We start from the raw sequence: 16,590 nt of genomic DNA on the forward strand, positions 1-16,590 counted from the left end.
TCCTTGCCGCCGGAGAACAGGATCACCGGCCGCTCGAACTCCCCCGCCACCTCACGGAAGATGTGCACCGCCTCGGACTCCAGCGAATCCAGGTGGCTGAGTGCGTACGGATTGTCGGTGCCTTCCGACACAGTCGCGACGGTCGTCACGCTGCACCCCTCTCGCTCAGCAGCGCGTACAGCTCCGCCGCGGACTCCTGCACGGTCTGCTGGTGCGACTCGATCCGCAGATCGGGCGACTCGGGCGCCTCGTAGGGGTCGTCCACCCCGGTCAGCCCGCTGATCTCGCCCGCCGCCTGCTTGGCGTAGAGCCCCTTCACATCGCGTACCGAGCACACCTCGACCGGAGTGGCGACATGCACCTCCAGATAGGCGGTGCCCTCGGCCTGGTGCCGCTTGCGGACCGCGTCACGGCTGTCCGCGTAGGGGGCGATGACGGGGACCAGCACCTTCACGCCGTTGGCCGCCAGCAGTTCGGCGACGAAGCCGATCCGCTGGACGTTGGTGTGACGGTCCTCGCGGGTGAAGCCGAGGCCCGCGGAGAGGAACTCGCGGATCTCGTCGCCGTCGAGCACCTCCACCCGGTGGCCCTCGCCGCGCAGCCGCCCGGCGAGTTCGTACGCGATGGTGGTCTTGCCCGCGCTCGGCAGACCGGTCAGCCAGACGGTGGCTCCCGTCTCCGTCACGCTCATCGAAGTCTCCTGATCAGTCGTCATCAGTCGTGCAGCCCGCATTCGGTCTTGCCGCGCCCGGCCCAGCGGCCGGCCCGTGCGTCCTCGCCCTCCAGCACCCGGCGGGTGCAGGGCGCGCAGCCCACGGATGCGTAACCGTCCATCAGCAGCGGGTTGGTGAGCACCCCGTGCTCGGCGACGTACGCGTCGACGTCGTCCTGGGTCCAGCGGGCGATCGGCGAGACCTTGACCTTCTGCCGCTTCGCGTCCCAGCCGACCACCGGCGTCCCCGCCCGGGTGGGGGACTCGTCGCGGCGCAGCCCGGTCGCCCAGGCCGTGTACGGGGTCAGGCCCTCCTGGAGGGGGGTGACCTTGCGCAACTTGCAGCAGAGGTCCGGGTCGCGGTCGTGCAGCTTCGCCCCGTACTCGGCGTCCTGCTCGGCCACGGTCTGCCGCGGCGTCAGCGTGATGACGTTGACGTCCATCACCGCCTCCACCGCGTCACGCGTGCCGACCGTCTCGGGGAAGTGGTAACCCGTGTCGAGGAACACCACGTCCACCCCGGGCAGGGCCCGGGAGGCGAGGTGAGCGACGACCGCGTCCTCCATCGACGACGTCACACAGAACTGCGGGCCGAAGGTCCGGGTGGCCCACTGGAGGATCTCCAGTGCGGAGGCGTCCTCCAACTCCCGGCCCGCGCGCTCGGCCAGGTCCCTGAGTTCAGTCGCGGAGAGCTTACCGGTCTGCAGAGTGCCCGTCATATCCCGTCCCCTTCACCGTCGTTGCGCTGCAGCCCCCGGGTCAGCAGACCCAGGAACTTCAGCTGGAACGCCCGGTTGCAGGAGGCGCATTCCCAGGCCCCGTGCCCTGCCTCGTGCGGGCGCAGGTCCTCGTCGCCGCAGTAGGGGCAGTGGAACGGCGCGGCGCGCTCGCTCATGACAGCGACTCCGCACTGGCCCTGGCGGCCCAGGTGGCGAAGCGTTCGTCGTCCTCGCGCTCTGCCTGGAAATTCTCCAGGACCCGCTCGACGTAGTCGGGCAGCTCGGCCGAAGTGACCTTCAGGCCGCGGACCTTGCGGCCGAATCCGGCCTCCAGGCCGAGTGCGCCGCCGAGGTGCACCTGGTAGCCCTCCACCTGGTTGCCCTCGGCGTCCAGCATGAGCTGGCCCTTGAGGCCGATGTCCGCGGTCTGGATGCGGGCGCAGGCGTTGGGGCAGCCGTTGATGTTGATGGTGAGCGGCTCGTCGAACTCCGGGAGGCGGCGCTCCAGTTCGTCGATGAGTGCGGCGCCACGCGCCTTGGTCTCGACGATCGCCAGCTTGCAGTACTCGATGCCGGTGCAGGCCATCGTGCCGCGGCGGAACGAGGACGGCCGCACCTGGAAGCCGAGCGCCTCCAAGCCGGCGGACAGGGACTCGACCCGGTCCTGCTCCACATCGAGAATGATCATCTTCTGCTCGACGGTGGTGCGCACCCGGCCGGAGCCGTGCGCCTCGGCGAGCTCGGCGATCTTGGCGAGGGTGGAGCCGTCGACCCGTCCGACGCGGGGCGCGAAGCCGACGTAGAAACGTCCGTCCTGCTGCGGGTGGACACCGATGTGGTCGCGCCAGCGGCTGCTGGGCTCCGCGGGCGCGGGCCCGTCCAGCATCGGGCGCTTGAGGTACTCGTCCTCGAGCACCTGGCGGAACTTCGCGACGCCCCAGTCGGCCACCAGGAACTTCAGGCGCGCGCGGTTGCGGAGCCGACGGTAACCGTAGTCGCGGAAGATCCCGACGACGCCGGCCCACACGTCGGCGACCTCGTCCAACGGGACCCAGGCGCCCAGCCGTTCGGCCAGTCGCGGGTTGGTGGAGAGACCGCCGCCGACCCAGAGGTCGAAGCCGGGGCCGTGCTCGGGGTGCTCGACGCCGACGAACGCGATGTCGTTGATCTCGTGCACCACGTCCTGCACCGGGGAGCCGGAGATCGCGGTCTTGAACTTGCGCGGCAGGTTGGAGAACTCCGGGCTGCCGATGTAGCGCTCGTGGATCTCGTCCAGCGCCGAGGTGCCGTCGATGATCTCGTCGGCGGCGATGCCCGCCACCGGGGAGCCGATCATCGTACGGGGGCAGTCGCCGCACGCCTCGGTGGTGGAGAGGCCGACGGCCTCCAGCTTCTCCCAGATCGCCGGGACGTCCTCGATGCGGATCCAGTGCATCTGGACGTTCTGACGGTCGGTGATGTCCGCGCTGCCGCGGGCGTACTCCTCGGAGATCTCGCCGATGACGCGCAGCTGCGTGGTGGTCAGCCTTCCGCCGTCGATGCGGACCCGCATCATGAAGTACTTGTCCTCGAGCTCCTCGGGCTCGAGGATCGCGGTCTTCCCGCCGTCGATACCGGCCCGCCGCTGGGTGTACAGGCCCCACCAACGCATGCGTCCACGAAGGTCGTTGGGGTCGATCGAGTCGAACCCGCGCTTGGAGTAGATCGTCTCGATGCGTGTCCGCACGTTGAGGCTGTCGTCGTCCTTCTTGAACTGCTCATTGCCGTTGAGCGGGGTGTAGTGCCCCAGGGCCCACTGGCCTTCGCCGCGGTGGCGTCCTGCCTTGCGGCGGGGCGTGGCGGGCGCGGGCTGTTCCGGGGTAGCGGCCATGACAGTACGTCCTTCGGGACTGCAGGAGGGCGGCTCTGAACTGCACACTCGCGTGGAGGCGCGGCGGTGCGCAGGATGTGCAGAGAAAGGTTGATCGCGGCGGTGCTGGGACTCTCAGCTCGCCGGACAGATGGCGCTGGACATGCGGCCGAGGTCGACGTGGCGTCGACTCACCAAGGCAATTCCAGTTCCAGGCATGACGGAAGCGTGTCACGCGGGTCTCGGAGCAGTCCACCACTATCCATGATGTGGACGAGACTGTCCCGACAGGTGAGACGATGTGGCGCCCGTCACCTGAGTGACGGGCGCCAGGTAGCCGGAAAACCGGACAACCGTGTGCATTTCTTACGGAGGATTCCCGCAGGGGTCTACGGAAGCGGCGCCCGGCCGGATTCCGGCCACGGACCGGGAGTGGCGACCTCGGGCTCCAGCTCCGTCCTGGTGTCGAAAAGCCGGAAGCCGCGGCGCTGATAGTTGCCCATGGCATGCGGCCCGTCCTTGGAGCAGGTGTGCACCCACACCCGCTTCGTCGCGGGCCGCTCCGGCCACCGCTCCGCCAGGTCCCAGGCGCGCGCGACCCCGTACGAGAGCAGATGCCCGCCGATCCGGCGTCCCCGGAAAGCCGGGAGGAGGCCGAAGTACATGATCTCGACCACGCCGTCGTCCTGCGGGTCCAGCTCCACGTACCCGGCCGGCGTCCCGTCCGCGTACGCCACCCAGGTTTCCGCGCCCGGCCGGTCCAGCACTTCCTGCCACTGCGCGTAGGTCATCGACAGCCGGTCCGTCCACTGGATGTCGCCGCCGACCGCCGTATAGAGGAAGCGGCTGAACTCGGGCAGCGGCACCTCGGAACGGACGATCCGTACGTCCGCCTCCGGCACGGCCGAAGGCCGCAGATCGTCGGGGGCGGTCTGCTCCAGGGACCAGACGGTCACCTCGGCGAGGGCGGGGTCGGATGGACGCTCGGGGTTGCTCATGACTGCCAGAAAACCATGCCCCGTCGCCCCGGCCCAAGCCGGTACCCGGGAGCAGGCGCTCCGGACCTGCGGGAACAGCGTTCAGGAGGCGCTGCGCGCCGCCACCACCACCGGCGCCTTCGACTGCGGCAGCAGATCGCCCGGGTGCTCCGGACGGACCACCTCCACCTCGACCCCTTCGCCGAAGCGGTACGGGCGGTGCGCCAGCACTTCCGCGAGATGGCGCCGCAGGCGCGAGATCTCGGCCCGGACCGTCACCGTCCTGGTCGGATCGCCGAAGAGGTCCTCCGCCAGCTCGGACGCCGTACGTCCCTCCGGGTGCAGGGCCAGCGCGTACAGCATCTCGGCGTGGCGCGGGGAGAGCCGCTGCGTCCACGTGCCCACCGGGCTCACCACATTCACCGCGAGGCTGCGCGGCAGGCTCAGATCCAGCACGACCCTGCGTGGTGGGCTGTCCATCGCGCCGTCCGCCACCTGCACCAGCCAGCCGCCCGGCAGCGGCTCCACCCGGCACATCCCGAGCGAGGGCAGCCACACCCGGCCCGGCTGCAGCGACTTCGGCAGCGGCAGCCGGTCCACCGGAGGCATCCCGGTGACCGCGGCCAGCCAGCCGTTGCCGTCCACCGCCAAGGCCCGGCCCCCCAGCCGGCAGAGCATCGGCGCCGCCACCGAGCGCAGCCGGTCGATCGACTGCAGGTGCTGGGTCCTGATCTCGCTCTCGGCCAGCCGGGCCACCGAACCGACCAGGGCGAGCGTCGTCGGATGGAAGGTGCTCGCCGGGCCGCTGATGTCGACGATCCCCATCAGCCGGCCGTCCCGCGGATCGCGCACCGGGGCCGCCGCGCACGTCCAGCCGTGCAGACTGCGGACGAAGTGCTCCGCGGAGTGGACCTGCACAGGGGCGCGCGAGGCGAGCGCGGTGCCGATGGCGTTGGTGCCCGTGATCGCCTCGGACCAGGCGGCGCCCTCGGCCAGGCAGATGGTGTCCGCCAGGCGCAGCACCCCCGTGTTGCCCTGGCGCCACAGCACCCGGCCCTCCACGTCGGTGACCACCATGATCTGCTGCGAGGCGTCCGCGATGCCCGCCAGGCCGTCGCTGAGCAGCGGCATCACCTCGCCCAGCGCGGAACTCCGGCGCCGGTGCTCGACCTCGTCCAGCTCCAGCAGGATGCTGTGGGTGGTCTGTTCCGGATCGATCCCGCTGCGCAGCACCCGGTCCCACGAGGCCCCGATCTCGGCCCGCGGCGCTGCGGGCATGCGGTCGCCCGCCATCCTCGCCTCGCGGGCCCGGTGGACCAGGCGGTTGGCCCGGCCGGACTCCTGGGCAGCGAGCCGCATCACGTCGACCGGACTCGTCTCCATGCCGGAATTCCCCTCATCGACTCTGCTGGACCTGGTCAAGGAGCCATGGGACCCATCCTGCCGCTGCGGGAGCTCCGGCACCGCAACTCCACACAATGGTTGCAACCCTCTGCAACTCTGGCGACGGCCGCGCGACCGTACAAGAGTGACGGGACACCGAACGGCAGGGTTTCGGCCCCGAAGTCCGGTGTGTACAGCATGGGGGGTGGTGCCGTGTCGGCGCAGCACCACCCCCTGTTGCTGCCCGGGCGCCGTCCCCGTCAACGCTCCACGGGCCGGGCCCGTTCCACGACCGACGCCAGATCCAGTGTGTGCGGCAGTGTTCCGAAGGCCGAACCCCAGTCCCGGCCCAGGCGTGACGCGCAGAACGCGTCGGCGACCTCCGGCGGAGCCCAGCGCACCAGCAGCGAACCCTGCAGCACCAGCGCCATCCGCTCCACGAGCCGGCGGGCCCGCGCCTCGATGCCCTCCAGATCGGCGAGTTCCGTCAGCAGGTCCTTGATCGCCCGGTCGAGGCGGTGGTCGGCCCCCCGCGCCCGTCCGACCTCCTGAAGGAACGCGTTCAGTGCCAGCGGTTCACGCTGCAGCGCCCGCAGTACATCCAGCGCCTGGACGTTCCCCGAACCCTCCCAGATCGAGTTGAGCGGCGCCTCGCGCAGCAGCCGCGGCATGCCCGACTCCTCCACATAGCCGTTGCCGCCCAGGCATTCGAGCGCCTCGGCCACCAGCGGGGTGCACCGCTTCGTCACCCAGTACTTCGCCGTGGGCACCGCGATCCGCAGGAACGCCGACTCGCCCTCGGTCCCGGCGTCGTACGCGGCCGCGAGCCGCATCGCCAGCACCGTCGCGGCCTCCGACTCCAGCGCCAGATCGGCCAGCACGTTGCGCATCAGCGGCTTGTCGACCAGCACCCCGCCGAACGCGCTGCGGTACGTGGCATGGTGGACCGCCTGCGCCACCGCCTGCCGCATAAGCGCCGCCGAGCCGGTCACACAGTCCAGCCGGGTCGCCGCCACCATGTCGATGATGGTGCGCACCCCGCGCCCCTCCTCACCGATCCTGCGCACCCACGTCCCGTCGAATTCGACCTCGGCCGAGGCGTTGGACCGGTTGCCCAGCTTGTCCTTGAGCCGCTGGATCGCGAACACGTTGCGCGTGCCGTCCGGCAGCACCCGGGGGAGCAGGAAACACGTCAGCCCGCCCGGGGCCTGCGCCAGCACCAGGAACCCGTCGGACATCGGCGCCGAGCAGAACCACTTGTGCCCGGTGAGCAGATACTCGCCCTCGGCCGCCAGCGGCTCCGCGCGCGTCGTGTTGGACCGCACGTCCGTGCCGCCCTGCTTCTCCGTCATGGCCATCCCGAGGAGCGCTCCGGCCTTCTGCCCGGCCGGCCGCAGCTCCTCCTCGTACACGTGCGAGGTCAGCAGCGGCTCCCACTCCGCCGCCACCGCCGGATCGGTCCGCAGCGCGGGTACCGCCGCGTGCGTCATCGAGAGCGGGCAGCCGTGGCCCGCCTCGGCCTGCGTCCACACCAGGAAGCCGGCGGCCCGGCGCACATGCCCGCCCGGCCGGTCCCAGGCATCGGTCAGGCCTGCGGTGACGGCGTGGCCGAGCAGCCGGTGCCAGGCCGGGTGGAACTCCACCTCGTCGACGCGGTGCCCGTAGCGGTCGTGGGTCCGCAGTCCCGGCGGATTGTCGTTGGCCTGCGCTCCCCACTCCGCGGCCTGGGCGGACCCGGCGGACCGGCCGAGCTCGGCGAGCCCGTCCCGCGCGTCGTCGAGCAGCTCGGCCGGGAGGTGGCGATCCACGGCTTCGGTGAGCACCCGGTCCGCGCCGAAGACGTCGTAGCCGAGGAGAGGAGGGGCCTGGTTGGACACTGTGTGGGTGGTGGCTGCCATGCCGCTACGGTATGGACGTGCAGGCAGCAAATGAAACACCCGAGCGGCCACCGGGCCGGCTCCACCGGGCCAGAGTGCTCTACCGCAACGTGTCCAAGCGGCAACTGGCCTGGCAGTTGCTGAAGGACACCGTCAATTCGTGCATGGAATACCGCATTCTGGGACTCGCCGCCGAGGCGGCGTTCTTCACCCTGCTGTCCCTGCCTCCGCTGCTCCTCGGACTGATCGGCCTGCTCGGCTACGTCGACGAGTGGACCAGCACCGCCACGGTCGCCTCCATCGAGCGCAACATCCTCAGCGCCGCGCACACGGTGCTCTCCGAGCGCGGCGTCAACGACTTCGCCAAACCGCTCCTGGCGGACGTCACCACCGGGGCCCGGCCCGACGTCATCTCGATCGGCTTCGCGATCGCGCTCTGGTCCGGTTCTCGCGCGGTCAACGTCTTCATCGACACCATCACCGTGATGTACGGGCTCGACGGCCAGCGCGGCATCGTCAAGACCAGGATGCTCGCCTTCCTGCTGTACGTGGTGGCGCTGCTGCTGGGCGCGGTCGTGCTGCCGCTCCTGGTGGTCGGCCCCGACCGGGTCGTGGAGTTCATCCCCTGGGGCACCGAGGTCATAAGCGTCCTGTACTGGCCGCTGGTGATACTGCTGTCCATCGCCTTCCTGACCACGCTCTACCACGTGTCCGTCCCCGTCCGGTCGCCGTGGATAGAGGACATGCCGGGCGCCCTGATGGCACTGGCGATGTGGGTGGTCGGCAGCTTCCTGCTGCGGATCTACCTCACCAGTACGGTCGAGGGGCCCACGATCTACGGCTCCCTGGCCGCCCCGATCGCGGTACTGCTGTGGATCGGCATCTCCGCGTTCGCGGTGCTGGTGGGCGCCGCCGTCAACGCGGCCATCGACCGGGTGTGGCCCTCGGTGGCGACGGCGGCGGCCCGTGCGGCCAACGACCGGGTGCGTGTGGTCCAGGCGGCCGAGTTCGTGGCCCGCACCCAGGCGGAGAGCTGGGACGGCGGCCCGGACGACGACGGGGACGACGGCGACAGCCCGTACATGCCGTCCGAGTTCCCGGAACGGTGGTCACGGTTCCTGCCGCCGGACGACGTGAAGTCCCGCCTGCAGCCGAGCCGTGAGAAGGAGCCGGACAAACCGCAGCCGCACGGCGAGTGAGCGGGCCGGCCGTCAGCCGGCGGCCGGGGCGGGCGACGCGGGCGGAGCCGCCGGCGGGGGCCCGGCGGACGAGCCCGGCGACCACGACAGCTTGACCGTCAGATGGCCCTCCAGCGCGCTCTTGGCGATCACCGCCCCGGCCTCGGCCGTGATCTTCACACCGAATTCCAGCTCCACCCCGTCCGGCTTCAGCGTGCCGTCCCGGAACACCGCGAGTGCCGACTCGGCCGCCGACCGGATGCCCTGGAGCGCCTCGTCGAAGGTGCGCTCTGCCCGGGCCAGCGCATGGCCGTCGCGCGCGACCAGTTGCGCACCCGGGGCGTGTCGGTCGACCTCGACCGTCACCGTCTCGCCGCTGTCGGTGGTGAACTCCATCAGTGCCGCCATGACCGCCCCCGGGGTGCCGCGGTTCCGCCCGTTCTCCGTCAGTCGACGAGACTAGTGCCATGGGCGACAGGTACGAAGAGCGCGCGTCGCGGATCGACGGTGCGAAGGTCTGGACCCTGACCGTGCCGCAGGGAACGGGTCATCCGGTGCTGCCCGACGGCTGCATGGACCTGATGTGGATCGACGGCCGGCTGCTCGTCGCAGGCCCGGACACCCGTGCGGAACCGCCGTCCGGCTCGGACGGCGGCAGCTACGCGGGCATCCGCTTCGCCCCCGGCACCGCGCCCGCCCTGCTGGGCGTACCGGCGTACGAACTGCGTGACCGCCGGGTCGCGCTGGCCGACCTGTGGCCGGCGGAGCCGGTCCGTGAGCTCACCGAGCGGGTCGCCGGGGCCGCCGACCAGGCTGCCGCGCTGGAGGACATCGCGGTGCGCCGGTCGGCGGACACCGCGCCGCCGGACCCGGCGATGCGGTTCGTCGCCGCGCAGCTGGACAGCGGCCGCACCGTCGCGCAGACGGCTCAGGCAGCCGGCCTCGGCGCCCGTCAGCTGCACCGCCGCTCACTGGCCGCCTTCGGATACGGCCCCAAGACGCTCGCCCGGGTGCTGCGGCTGCAACGGGCGCTGGCACTCGTACGGGCAGGGACGCCGTACGCCGAGGCGGCGCTGATGGCGGGCTGCGCCGACCAGGCCCACCTCGCGCGGGAGATGCGCGAGCTGGCCGGCACCACCCTGACCGAGTACTTCGCGGCCTGAGGGCTGTCCCGCCAGGAGTTGCGGGACAGCCCTCAAGAGGTCCCGTCGGCTGCGGCGAACAGCGACACCGCACAGCCGTCCGGGTCGAGGACCACCGCGTAGCGCTGCCCCCACACCGCGTCCCACGGCTTGAGATGGCTCCGGTATCCGGCGCCGGTCAGCTCGTCGTGGACGGCGTCGACCTCCGCCGGGCTGTCGCAGAGGAAGGCGAGCCCGAGCCGCTCCCCGTCGTTCGCCGCGGCCCACTCCGGGTCGAAGGAGCGGACGACGGCCTCGGTGTCCCACAGCAGGCGCTGCCCGCCCGGGAGCGTCACTTCGACATGGGGTGCGGATTCCGCGTCGGCCGGGATGTCGAGGCCGAGCCGGCGGTAGAAGGCGAGCGATGCGGCCAGATCCGCGGTGGTGAGGGAGATCGCGTCGAGTCGTGGAGTCATGATCCGACGGTAGGCCGGATACCGGCCCGCGGTCTTGAACGAATCGGTCATGTCCTCGCCCCCCACCGCCCGGCGCACGGCCGGCGCCGCCCCGCTCTGTGTGCCCTCGGGTCCCGCACGGTGACGGCGGCGGTCCTGCCGGCTCCGATCCAGCTCATGGGCTGAACCGGGGCCCGGCAGGGCCCCGCACCGCTCACACGGTGCCGTCGGCCTCCTCGCCGCCCAGGCAGTCCTCCGGAGAGGTGCCCGGGTCCGTCAGGGCCAGGCCCAGTGCCGCACGCTCGGTGACCCAGCGGGTCGGGCGGTGGCGCGGGTCACCGGTCGTGGCGTGCAGCGCCCGGTACAGCTCCAGCATCCGGGCCGCGCCGATCCGGTCACCCCAGGCCAGCGGGCCCACCGGGTAGCCGAGACCGGTCGTCACCGCCAGATCGATGTCGGCGGGGGTCGCCAGTGCGCGCTCCGCGATCGATGCCGAGACCGACACGATCGACGCGAGCAGCCGCTGTGCGACCGAGCCCGCCGTGTCCCGCACCACCGACACCGCGAACGGCTCGCCGCCGTCCGAGGCCCGCGCCAGTACCGCACGGGCGTCCCGCGCCGCCGCCGGCTCCGCGGCCGGGGTCACGGCCAGCACCCGGCGGCGGACGGCCGCCGGCAACGGGTCCACACCGAAGGTGCGCCCCGCGGGCAGCCCGTGCGCGGCCACAGCAGAAGCCACCGTGGTGCCCCAGACCGGGACCAGCACCAGCGCCCCGTCGGACGGTTCCGCACCGGTCTCCACCGTGGCCCCCGCCGCGGCCAGAGCCTCCCGCAGCGCGGTGGCGTCGCCCTCACCGGCCGGGGACGCGGCGACGACGTGCACCGGCCGGTCCGGGTCGCCGGTGACCGGCGCCTCCGGCGTGGGCGCGGCAGCCTCGGGACCGTACGGGAACCAGCCGCGTCCGGTCTTGCGCCCGTGCAGCCCGGCCGACACCCGGTTCGGGGTCAGATACGAGGGGCGGAGGCGGTCCTCGTAGCGGAAGCCCTCCCAGATCGAGTCGATGACCGCGGCGGTCACATCGAGTCCGGTGAGGTCCATCAGCTCGAACGGGCCCATCCGCAGGCCCAGTACGTCCCGCGCGATGCGGTCGATGCCCGCCGGGTCGGTGACCGTCTCCTCCAGCAGCGCGAGTGCTTCCGTCGCCAGTCCGCGCCCGGCGTGGTTGACGAGGAAGCCCGGGGTGTCGGCGACCGTCACCGCACGGTGTCCGCAGCTCTCCACGAGCGCGGTGAGCAGCGGCGGGATCTCCGGGCGCGTGGCGGCGCCGGGCACCACCTCGACGATCCGCATCAGCGGGACGGGGTTGAAGAAGTGCAGCCCGGCCAGGCGCGTCGGGTCCTTCAGCCCTGCGGCGATCCGGGTCACCGACAGCGAGGAGGTGTTGGTCGCGAGGACGGCCGAGGCGGGCAGCGCCTGCTCCAGCCTGCCGAAGACCTCCGTCTTGGTGGCCAGGTCCTCCCGCACGGCCTCGATGGCCAGCTCGACGTCCGGGCCCTCGGCCCACGGGTCGTCCAGCGGGATCACCCGGTCCACGGCGGCTGCCGCGTCCTCGGCGGACATCCGGCCCTTCTGCACGGCCCGTTCGAGCATGGACCGTACGAAGGCGGCCGCCTCCGTCACCGCCTCCGTCCGTACGTCGGACAGCTCGACGGTGTGTCCGCCGACGGCGGCCCACTGGGCGATGCCGCGGCCCATGGCTCCGGCGCCGACGATCCTGATACGCATGGTGGTCCTGGTCCTCTCGATGGGGCGGGTGGCGGGCAACGGGCGGTGCGGCTCAGCGGAGATACACACGGTCCGGGTCGACATCCTCGCGCAGCAGCCGCAGTTCGTCCTCGGTCGGGGGCGGCACCTCGTCGACCGTGTCGGCGACCCGCAGGTCCCAGCCGGTCGCGGCCCGCACCTGCGCCACGGTGACGCCGGGCTGGACGGCGACCAGCCGCAGCTCCTCGCCCACGCCCTCGCGGGCCATGATGCCCAGTTCCGTGATGACCCGGGTGACACCGGCGCCCAGCGGGCGGATGCCCTCGGCCAGCGCGCGGTCCGGGCCCGGGGTGGTGCAGAAGTCGAGCTCCGCCGTGAAGGAGCGCGGGTTGTGACGGCGCATCACCACGAAGACCTCGCGTGAGTTGGCCATCACCTCGACGCCGCCGCCCGAACCGGGCAGCCGTACCGTCGGGCTGTCCCAGTCGCCGATCACCGAGGTGTTGAGGTTGCCCCAGCGGTCGATCTGCGCGGCGCCCAGGAAGCCGACGTCGATATGGCCGCCCTGCAGCACACAGCCGAAGAGCATGGGCATCGGGATCACCGCCTCCGCCCCCGTGATCAGCACCGCGTCGGCGATGGTCTCCGGCAGCTGCGAGGGGTGGGCGCCGCACACTCCGGACTCGTACACCACCTCGATGTCCGGGGCGACCGTCAGATGGGCCAGCTCGGTGGCGAGCGTCGGCAGGCCGATGCCGGCGAACACGGTGCGGCGCGCGGCCAGTTCGCGGGAGGCGACGACGGAGAGCAGTTCGGACGAGGTGATGGTGTCCGGTGCGGTGACGGTCATGGCCCGTTCCTTCTCGTGTTCCGTGGCGGCGTGTCGGGCGGAGGCGTGCTGCGTGGCTTGGCGGCCGGTGGAGGCGTGCTGCGTGTCGGCGTGTCCGGTGGAGGTGGTCACAGCCGGCGCCCGTAGTTCACCGGCTCGCTGAGCGCCTCGCCGACCGCGAGCCCCGCCCAGAACTCCTCGCCCAGCCTGTCGACGTACTCCGCGTGGTCGGCCGTCCCGCGCACCCACTCGTCCAGCCAGTCCTGGAGGCGCTGCGGGTCCTTGCTGATGTGCGACCAGGCCCGGTAGAAGGCGTTGTCCCGGTCGTAGTACCCCTGAGCGAACGAGGGGTGCGCCCCGCGCGGGCAGCAGACGACCGCGTCGACCGCGTGCGCGGGGACGAGCGTGCGGTTGGGGTCGGAGCGGATCACCTCGTCGTCGACGATCTCCTCCACCACGACGACCGCCTTGTCCGCCGCGTAGACCGCCTCGGCCTGGATGCCGGTCAGCCCCCACATCTGGGTGTTGCCGCTGCGGTCGGCGCGCTGTGCGTGGATGATCGTCACGTCCGGGTTGACGGGCGGTACGACGTAGATCTGCTCGGGTTCGCCGTCCGGTCCGGGATACGGCGAAGTCACCTTGCGCAGATCGCTGTTGACGGACGGAAGATCGCTGCCGCCGTAGGAGCGCAGCGGATAGAACGGCAGCCGCTGCGAACCGGCGAGATAGCGGCAGATCATGCCGTAGTGGCTGTACTCCTCGAAGGCCAGGGGCGCCGGGTCCGCGCTCTCCACCCGGCGGCGGAGCTCACCGAGCGAGCCGGCCGAGGAGTTGCCGACGAAGGAGGAGACCAGCCGGGTCACACAGCCTGCGGCGATCATCTGGTCCACCACGATGTCCGCGGTCATCCGTACGACGGTGAGGTCGCGGCGGCCCTGGCGGATGATCTCGTGACCCGCGGCGGTCGGGATGAGGTGGGTGAAGCCCTCAAGGCAGACGGTGGCGCCGTCGTGAACGAAGGCGGCGATCGCCGCCTTCATCGACATCGTCTTGTCTTTCCGGTCCGTCGTGGCCACGGTGCTCCTCTGCGTGTGCGTGCGCGTCGCCCCACCGTGCCAGCGGCCATTGATTGCTGTCCAATACCAAATTAAGGTCAGATCGAGACGCCTGATTAATCAATGTGGCCGAGATCGTGACCGAGCTCGCCGCCGGGATCGCTACCGAGGAAAGGGACGGGCATGGAGCTGCGTCATCTGTCCGCATTCGTCGCCGTGGCCGAGGAGCTGCACTTCGGCCGGGCCGCCAAGCGGCTGCAGATGGCCCAGCCGCCGCTGAGCCAGCAGATCCGTCAGCTGGAGAAGGAGCTGGGGGTCCAGCTCTTCGAACGCAACACCCGCTCGGTGCGGCTCACCAGCGCGGGGGAGTCGTTCCTCCAGCCGGTGCGGACCGTTCTCGACGACCTGGACACGGCCGTACGGGCCGCGAAGGCGGCCGGCCGCGGGGAGTACGGGCGGGTCAGCATCGGATTCGCGGGTGCCTCCAGCCACGAGACGCTGCCCCAGCTGACCCGGGCGGTGCGCGCCGCCCACCCCGCGATCGAACTCGTCATGACGGGCCAGACCTATGCCAACGTCGCGCTCGCACGGGTCGCGGACGGGTCGCTCGACCTCGGGTTCGTCCGACTGCCCGTGACGCAGCCGGGTGTGACCTACCGGGTGATCGACGAGGAGGAGCTGGTGTGCGCGCTGCCCTCCGACCATCCGCTCGCCGCCCGTGAGAGCGTCCCCATCGAGGTGCTGGCCGGGGAGCCGTTCGTCTCGTTCCCTGCGAACACCGGCTCCACCGTGCGCGATGCGATGGTCGGGGCCTGCGAGGCTGCCGGGTTCAACCCGAGGGTGGTGCAGGAGGCGCCCGACTCGTACACGATCCTGGCCCTGGTCGCCGCCGGCGTCGGGGTGACCCTGACCGTCACCTCCGTCCAGCACATCCAGCAGAACGGCCTCGTCTACCGCCCCCTCGCCGGACCGCCCATCAGGCGCCAGGCGGCGCTGGCCTGGCGGGACGACAACCCGTCGGCGGCCCTGCGTGCGGTGCTTGCCGTCGCGGAGGATGCGCTGCCCACTCCCTTGCGCGACTGATTGAGACGCTCTGCGTCTTGAATCAGGGGGAACTGGATATTGGACCGACTCAGTCGTCGGGTGCGAGGGTCAGCTCGCACCCTTGTCGACTTCTGTCCCGTCCTCGCCCCGTCACTGCCCCGCCCCGCCCCCGGAAAGGTCCTGCCGTGCCCGACCAGAACGATGTCGTGATCTGCGAACCGCTGCGCACCCCCATCGGCCGCTTCGGCGGAGCGTTCGCCGGGCAGACGCCGGCCTCCCTCGCCGCGCGCGTCATCGCCGAGGTCGTCGCCCGCGCCGGCATCGACCCGGACCGGGTCGACGAGGTGATCCTCGGTCACGCCTATCCGTCCTCCGACGCCCCCGCCATCGGCCGGGTCGCCGCACTGGACGCCGGGCTCCCCGTCTCTGTCACCGGCGCCCAGATCGACCGGCGCTGCGGATCCGGGCTGCAGGCCGTCCTCGACGCCGCGATGCAGATCAGGGCCGGTTTCAGCGACGTGGTGATCGCCGGCGGCGTCGACGTGATGAGCGCCGCCCCTTACTACACGCACGACGGACGCTGGGGCATCAAGGGGCCGGGCCTCCAGCTCCACGACTCGCTCGCCCGGGGCCGGGTCACCGCCGGGGGTGTCAACCACCCGGTCCCCGGCGGCATGATCGAGACCGCAGAGAACCTGCGACGCGCGTACGGCATCAGCCGCACCGACCAGGACGCCCTGGCCCTGCGCTCGCAGCAGCGTGCGGCCCGCGCCGCGGCCGAGGGCCGGTACGCGGCGGAGACCGTCCCCGTCACCGTGAAGACCCGCAAGGGCGAGACGGTGGTCACCGCCGATGAGCACCCGCGCCCCGACACCACCGCCGAACAGCTCGCCGCGCTCCGCCCGATCATGGGCAAGTCCGACCCGGAGGCCACCGTCACCGCGGGCAACGCCAGCGGCCAGAACGACGCGGCCGCCGCCTGCCTGGTGACCAGCGCCGCCACCGCGGAACGCCTCGGCCTCACCCCGCTGGTCCGGCTGGTCTCCTTCGCCCGCGCCGGTGTGCCCGCCGCCACCATGGGCATCGGCCCCGTCCCCGCCACCCGCACCGCGCTCGCCCGCGCCGGGCTCACCCTCGCCGACCTCGACCTGATCGAGCTCAACGAGGCCTTCGCCGCCCAGGTCCTTGCCTGCACCCACGAACTGGGCCTCGGCGAGAAGGACCACGAGGAGCGGATCAACGTCAACGGATCGGGCGTCTCGCTCGGTCACCCCGTCGGCGCCACCGGCGCCCGCATCCTCGCCACCCTCACCAGGGAACTGCATCGCCGCGAGGCCCGCTACGGCCTGGAGACCATGTGCATCGGCGGCGGTCAGGGCCTCGCCGCGGTCTTCGAGCGCGTCGCGGTCTGAGACCTGCCCGCACCCCCGCCGCACACCCCGCGGCGCAGCTCACCCAGCTGCGCCGCCACGGGTTCTTCCCGGCTGCGCGCCCCTCATTAAGACGCATCACGTCTTGCTGCGCCATTAATTCGGTATTGGACCGTTCAAGGTCTTGGCTGGCACCGTAACGCCAGCACCCCCGCCGCCGTCCCCCATCGCCGCGCGGCACCGGGTGTCACGGGCG

17 protein-coding genes and 1 pseudogene are annotated in these 16,590 nt (G+C 71.7%); 4 read left to right on the top strand and 14 right to left on the bottom strand.

The genetic code is table 11. The features are described from left to right. The 9 genes and pseudogenes from ACIOEW_RS05585 to ACIOEW_RS05625 form a co-directional block, all read right to left on the bottom strand. A pseudogene (locus ACIOEW_RS05585) lies at window positions 1-149 on the bottom strand (sulfate adenylyltransferase small subunit); the annotation flags it as partial. Further along, the gene (cysC, locus tag ACIOEW_RS05590) at window positions 146-691 is read right to left on the bottom strand and encodes an adenylyl-sulfate kinase (protein WP_401961581.1); all 546 of its coding nucleotides are present in this window, start codon (window positions 689-691) and stop codon (window positions 146-148) included. The pseudogene ACIOEW_RS05585 and the gene cysC, both read right to left, overlap by 4 nt. A 23-nt stretch (window positions 692-714) precedes the next feature. After that, complete coding sequence (locus ACIOEW_RS05595) at window positions 715-1,431, bottom strand: phosphoadenylyl-sulfate reductase (protein ID WP_401961582.1); 717 nt, start codon at window positions 1,429-1,431, stop codon at window positions 715-717. Then, complete coding sequence (locus ACIOEW_RS05600) at window positions 1,428-1,607, bottom strand: IS1 family transposase (RefSeq protein WP_136324340.1); 180 nt, start codon at window positions 1,605-1,607, stop codon at window positions 1,428-1,430. The genes ACIOEW_RS05595 and ACIOEW_RS05600 overlap by 4 nt, the downstream gene beginning before the upstream one ends. Next, a complete protein-coding gene (locus ACIOEW_RS05605) occupies window positions 1,604-3,301 on the bottom strand; it encodes a nitrite/sulfite reductase (protein WP_401961584.1) in 1,698 nt (565 codons plus the stop codon). Before ACIOEW_RS05605 ends, ACIOEW_RS05600 begins: the two co-directional genes overlap by 4 nt. 114 nt (window positions 3,302-3,415) lie before the next feature. Further along, a complete protein-coding gene (locus ACIOEW_RS05610; RefSeq protein ID WP_310739661.1) occupies window positions 3,416-3,499 on the bottom strand; it encodes a putative leader peptide in 84 nt (27 codons plus the stop codon). Between the two features lie 170 nt (window positions 3,500-3,669). Continuing rightward, entirely contained in the window at window positions 3,670-4,278 is a 609-nt protein-coding gene (locus ACIOEW_RS05615; protein ID WP_401961587.1) for a GNAT family N-acetyltransferase, read from the bottom strand. Window positions 4,279-4,359: 81 nt separating this feature from the next. Further along, window positions 4,360-5,640 carry a GAF domain-containing protein gene (locus tag ACIOEW_RS05620; RefSeq protein WP_401961590.1) on the bottom strand — a complete coding sequence of 427 codons (1,281 nt, stop codon included), beginning with the start codon at window positions 5,638-5,640 and terminating at the stop codon, window positions 4,360-4,362. A 260-nt stretch (window positions 5,641-5,900) separates the two neighbouring features. Then, complete coding sequence (locus ACIOEW_RS05625; protein WP_401961593.1) at window positions 5,901-7,538, bottom strand: acyl-CoA dehydrogenase family protein; 1,638 nt, start codon at window positions 7,536-7,538, stop codon at window positions 5,901-5,903. Between the two features lie 74 nt (window positions 7,539-7,612). Here ACIOEW_RS05625 and ACIOEW_RS05630 point away from each other — a divergent pair, with 74 nt between their 5' ends. Continuing rightward, window positions 7,613-8,716, top strand: coding sequence for a YihY/virulence factor BrkB family protein (locus ACIOEW_RS05630; RefSeq protein ID WP_362554092.1), 1,104 nt, complete (start codon window positions 7,613-7,615; stop codon window positions 8,714-8,716). Between the two features lie 12 nt (window positions 8,717-8,728). On the opposite strand, the gene ACIOEW_RS05635 is transcribed toward ACIOEW_RS05630, so the two are convergent. After that, entirely contained in the window at window positions 8,729-9,103 is a 375-nt protein-coding gene (locus ACIOEW_RS05635; RefSeq protein ID WP_362554057.1) for a CU044_2847 family protein, read from the bottom strand. A 59-nt stretch (window positions 9,104-9,162) separates the two neighbouring features. Here ACIOEW_RS05635 and ACIOEW_RS05640 point away from each other — a divergent pair, with 59 nt between their 5' ends. Continuing rightward, window positions 9,163-9,858, top strand: a complete 696-nt coding sequence (locus tag ACIOEW_RS05640; protein WP_401961596.1) for a helix-turn-helix domain-containing protein — start codon at window positions 9,163-9,165, stop codon at window positions 9,856-9,858. A 32-nt stretch (window positions 9,859-9,890) separates the two neighbouring features. On the opposite strand, the gene ACIOEW_RS05645 is transcribed toward ACIOEW_RS05640, so the two are convergent. The 4 genes from ACIOEW_RS05645 to ACIOEW_RS05660 form a co-directional block, all read right to left on the bottom strand. After that, a complete protein-coding gene (locus tag ACIOEW_RS05645; RefSeq protein WP_401961598.1) occupies window positions 9,891-10,343 on the bottom strand; it encodes a VOC family protein in 453 nt (150 codons plus the stop codon). Between the two features lie 142 nt (window positions 10,344-10,485). Continuing rightward, window positions 10,486-12,057, bottom strand: a complete 1,572-nt coding sequence (locus ACIOEW_RS05650; RefSeq protein ID WP_401961600.1) for a 3-hydroxyacyl-CoA dehydrogenase — start codon at window positions 12,055-12,057, stop codon at window positions 10,486-10,488. A 52-nt stretch (window positions 12,058-12,109) separates the two neighbouring features. After that, on the bottom strand, window positions 12,110-12,886 hold the full coding sequence (locus tag ACIOEW_RS05655; RefSeq protein WP_362554089.1) for a CoA-transferase: 777 nt from the start codon (window positions 12,884-12,886) through the stop codon (window positions 12,110-12,112). A 107-nt stretch (window positions 12,887-12,993) separates the two neighbouring features. Beyond that, window positions 12,994-13,911, bottom strand: coding sequence for a CoA-transferase (locus ACIOEW_RS05660; RefSeq protein ID WP_362554086.1), 918 nt, complete (start codon window positions 13,909-13,911; stop codon window positions 12,994-12,996). 192 nt (window positions 13,912-14,103) lie between these two features. Between ACIOEW_RS05660 and ACIOEW_RS05665 the strand changes: the two genes are divergently transcribed. Both ACIOEW_RS05665 and ACIOEW_RS05670 read left to right on the top strand, forming a co-directional pair. After that, a complete protein-coding gene (locus ACIOEW_RS05665) occupies window positions 14,104-15,003 on the top strand; it encodes a LysR family transcriptional regulator (RefSeq protein WP_362554045.1) in 900 nt (299 codons plus the stop codon). Between the two features lie 146 nt (window positions 15,004-15,149). After that, window positions 15,150-16,376 (top strand): acetyl-CoA C-acetyltransferase, encoded by a 1,227-nt coding sequence (locus ACIOEW_RS05670; protein ID WP_401961602.1) that lies wholly within the window; start codon window positions 15,150-15,152, stop codon window positions 16,374-16,376. The last annotated feature ends 214 nt before the right edge of the window (window positions 16,377-16,590 follow it).

This window comes from Streptomyces sp. NPDC087901, from assembly GCF_044742205.1.
GTDB lineage: Bacteria > Actinomycetota > Actinomycetes > Streptomycetales > Streptomycetaceae > Streptomyces.

Excerpts from the sequence above, each read along its gene's own strand:
- cysC (WP_401961581.1), bottom strand. The coding sequence starts at position 691 with ATGAGCGTGACGGAGACGGGAGCCACCGTCTGGCTGACCGGTCTGCCG.
- ACIOEW_RS05595 (WP_401961582.1), bottom strand. The coding sequence starts at position 1,431 with ATGACGGGCACTCTGCAGACCGGTAAGCTCTCCGCGACTGAACTCAGG.
- ACIOEW_RS05600 (WP_136324340.1), bottom strand. The coding sequence starts at position 1,607 with ATGAGCGAGCGCGCCGCGCCGTTCCACTGCCCCTACTGCGGCGACGAG.
- ACIOEW_RS05605 (WP_401961584.1), bottom strand. The coding sequence starts at position 3,301 with ATGGCCGCTACCCCGGAACAGCCCGCGCCCGCCACGCCCCGCCGCAAG.
- ACIOEW_RS05610 (WP_310739661.1), bottom strand. The coding sequence starts at position 3,499 with ATGCCTGGAACTGGAATTGCCTTGGTGAGTCGACGCCACGTCGACCTC.
- ACIOEW_RS05615 (WP_401961587.1), bottom strand. The coding sequence starts at position 4,278 with ATGAGCAACCCCGAGCGTCCATCCGACCCCGCCCTCGCCGAGGTGACC.
- ACIOEW_RS05620 (WP_401961590.1), bottom strand. The coding sequence starts at position 5,640 with ATGGAGACGAGTCCGGTCGACGTGATGCGGCTCGCTGCCCAGGAGTCC.
- ACIOEW_RS05625 (WP_401961593.1), bottom strand. The coding sequence starts at position 7,538 with ATGGCAGCCACCACCCACACAGTGTCCAACCAGGCCCCTCCTCTCCTC.
- ACIOEW_RS05635 (WP_362554057.1), bottom strand. The coding sequence starts at position 9,103 with ATGGCGGCACTGATGGAGTTCACCACCGACAGCGGCGAGACGGTGACG.
- ACIOEW_RS05640 (WP_401961596.1), top strand. The coding sequence starts at position 9,163 with ATGGGCGACAGGTACGAAGAGCGCGCGTCGCGGATCGACGGTGCGAAG.
- ACIOEW_RS05645 (WP_401961598.1), bottom strand. The coding sequence starts at position 10,343 with ATGACCGATTCGTTCAAGACCGCGGGCCGGTATCCGGCCTACCGTCGG.
- ACIOEW_RS05650 (WP_401961600.1), bottom strand. The coding sequence starts at position 12,057 with ATGCGTATCAGGATCGTCGGCGCCGGAGCCATGGGCCGCGGCATCGCC.
- ACIOEW_RS05655 (WP_362554089.1), bottom strand. The coding sequence starts at position 12,886 with ATGACCGTCACCGCACCGGACACCATCACCTCGTCCGAACTGCTCTCC.
- ACIOEW_RS05660 (WP_362554086.1), bottom strand. The coding sequence starts at position 13,911 with ATGTCGATGAAGGCGGCGATCGCCGCCTTCGTTCACGACGGCGCCACC.
- ACIOEW_RS05665 (WP_362554045.1), top strand. The coding sequence starts at position 14,104 with ATGGAGCTGCGTCATCTGTCCGCATTCGTCGCCGTGGCCGAGGAGCTG.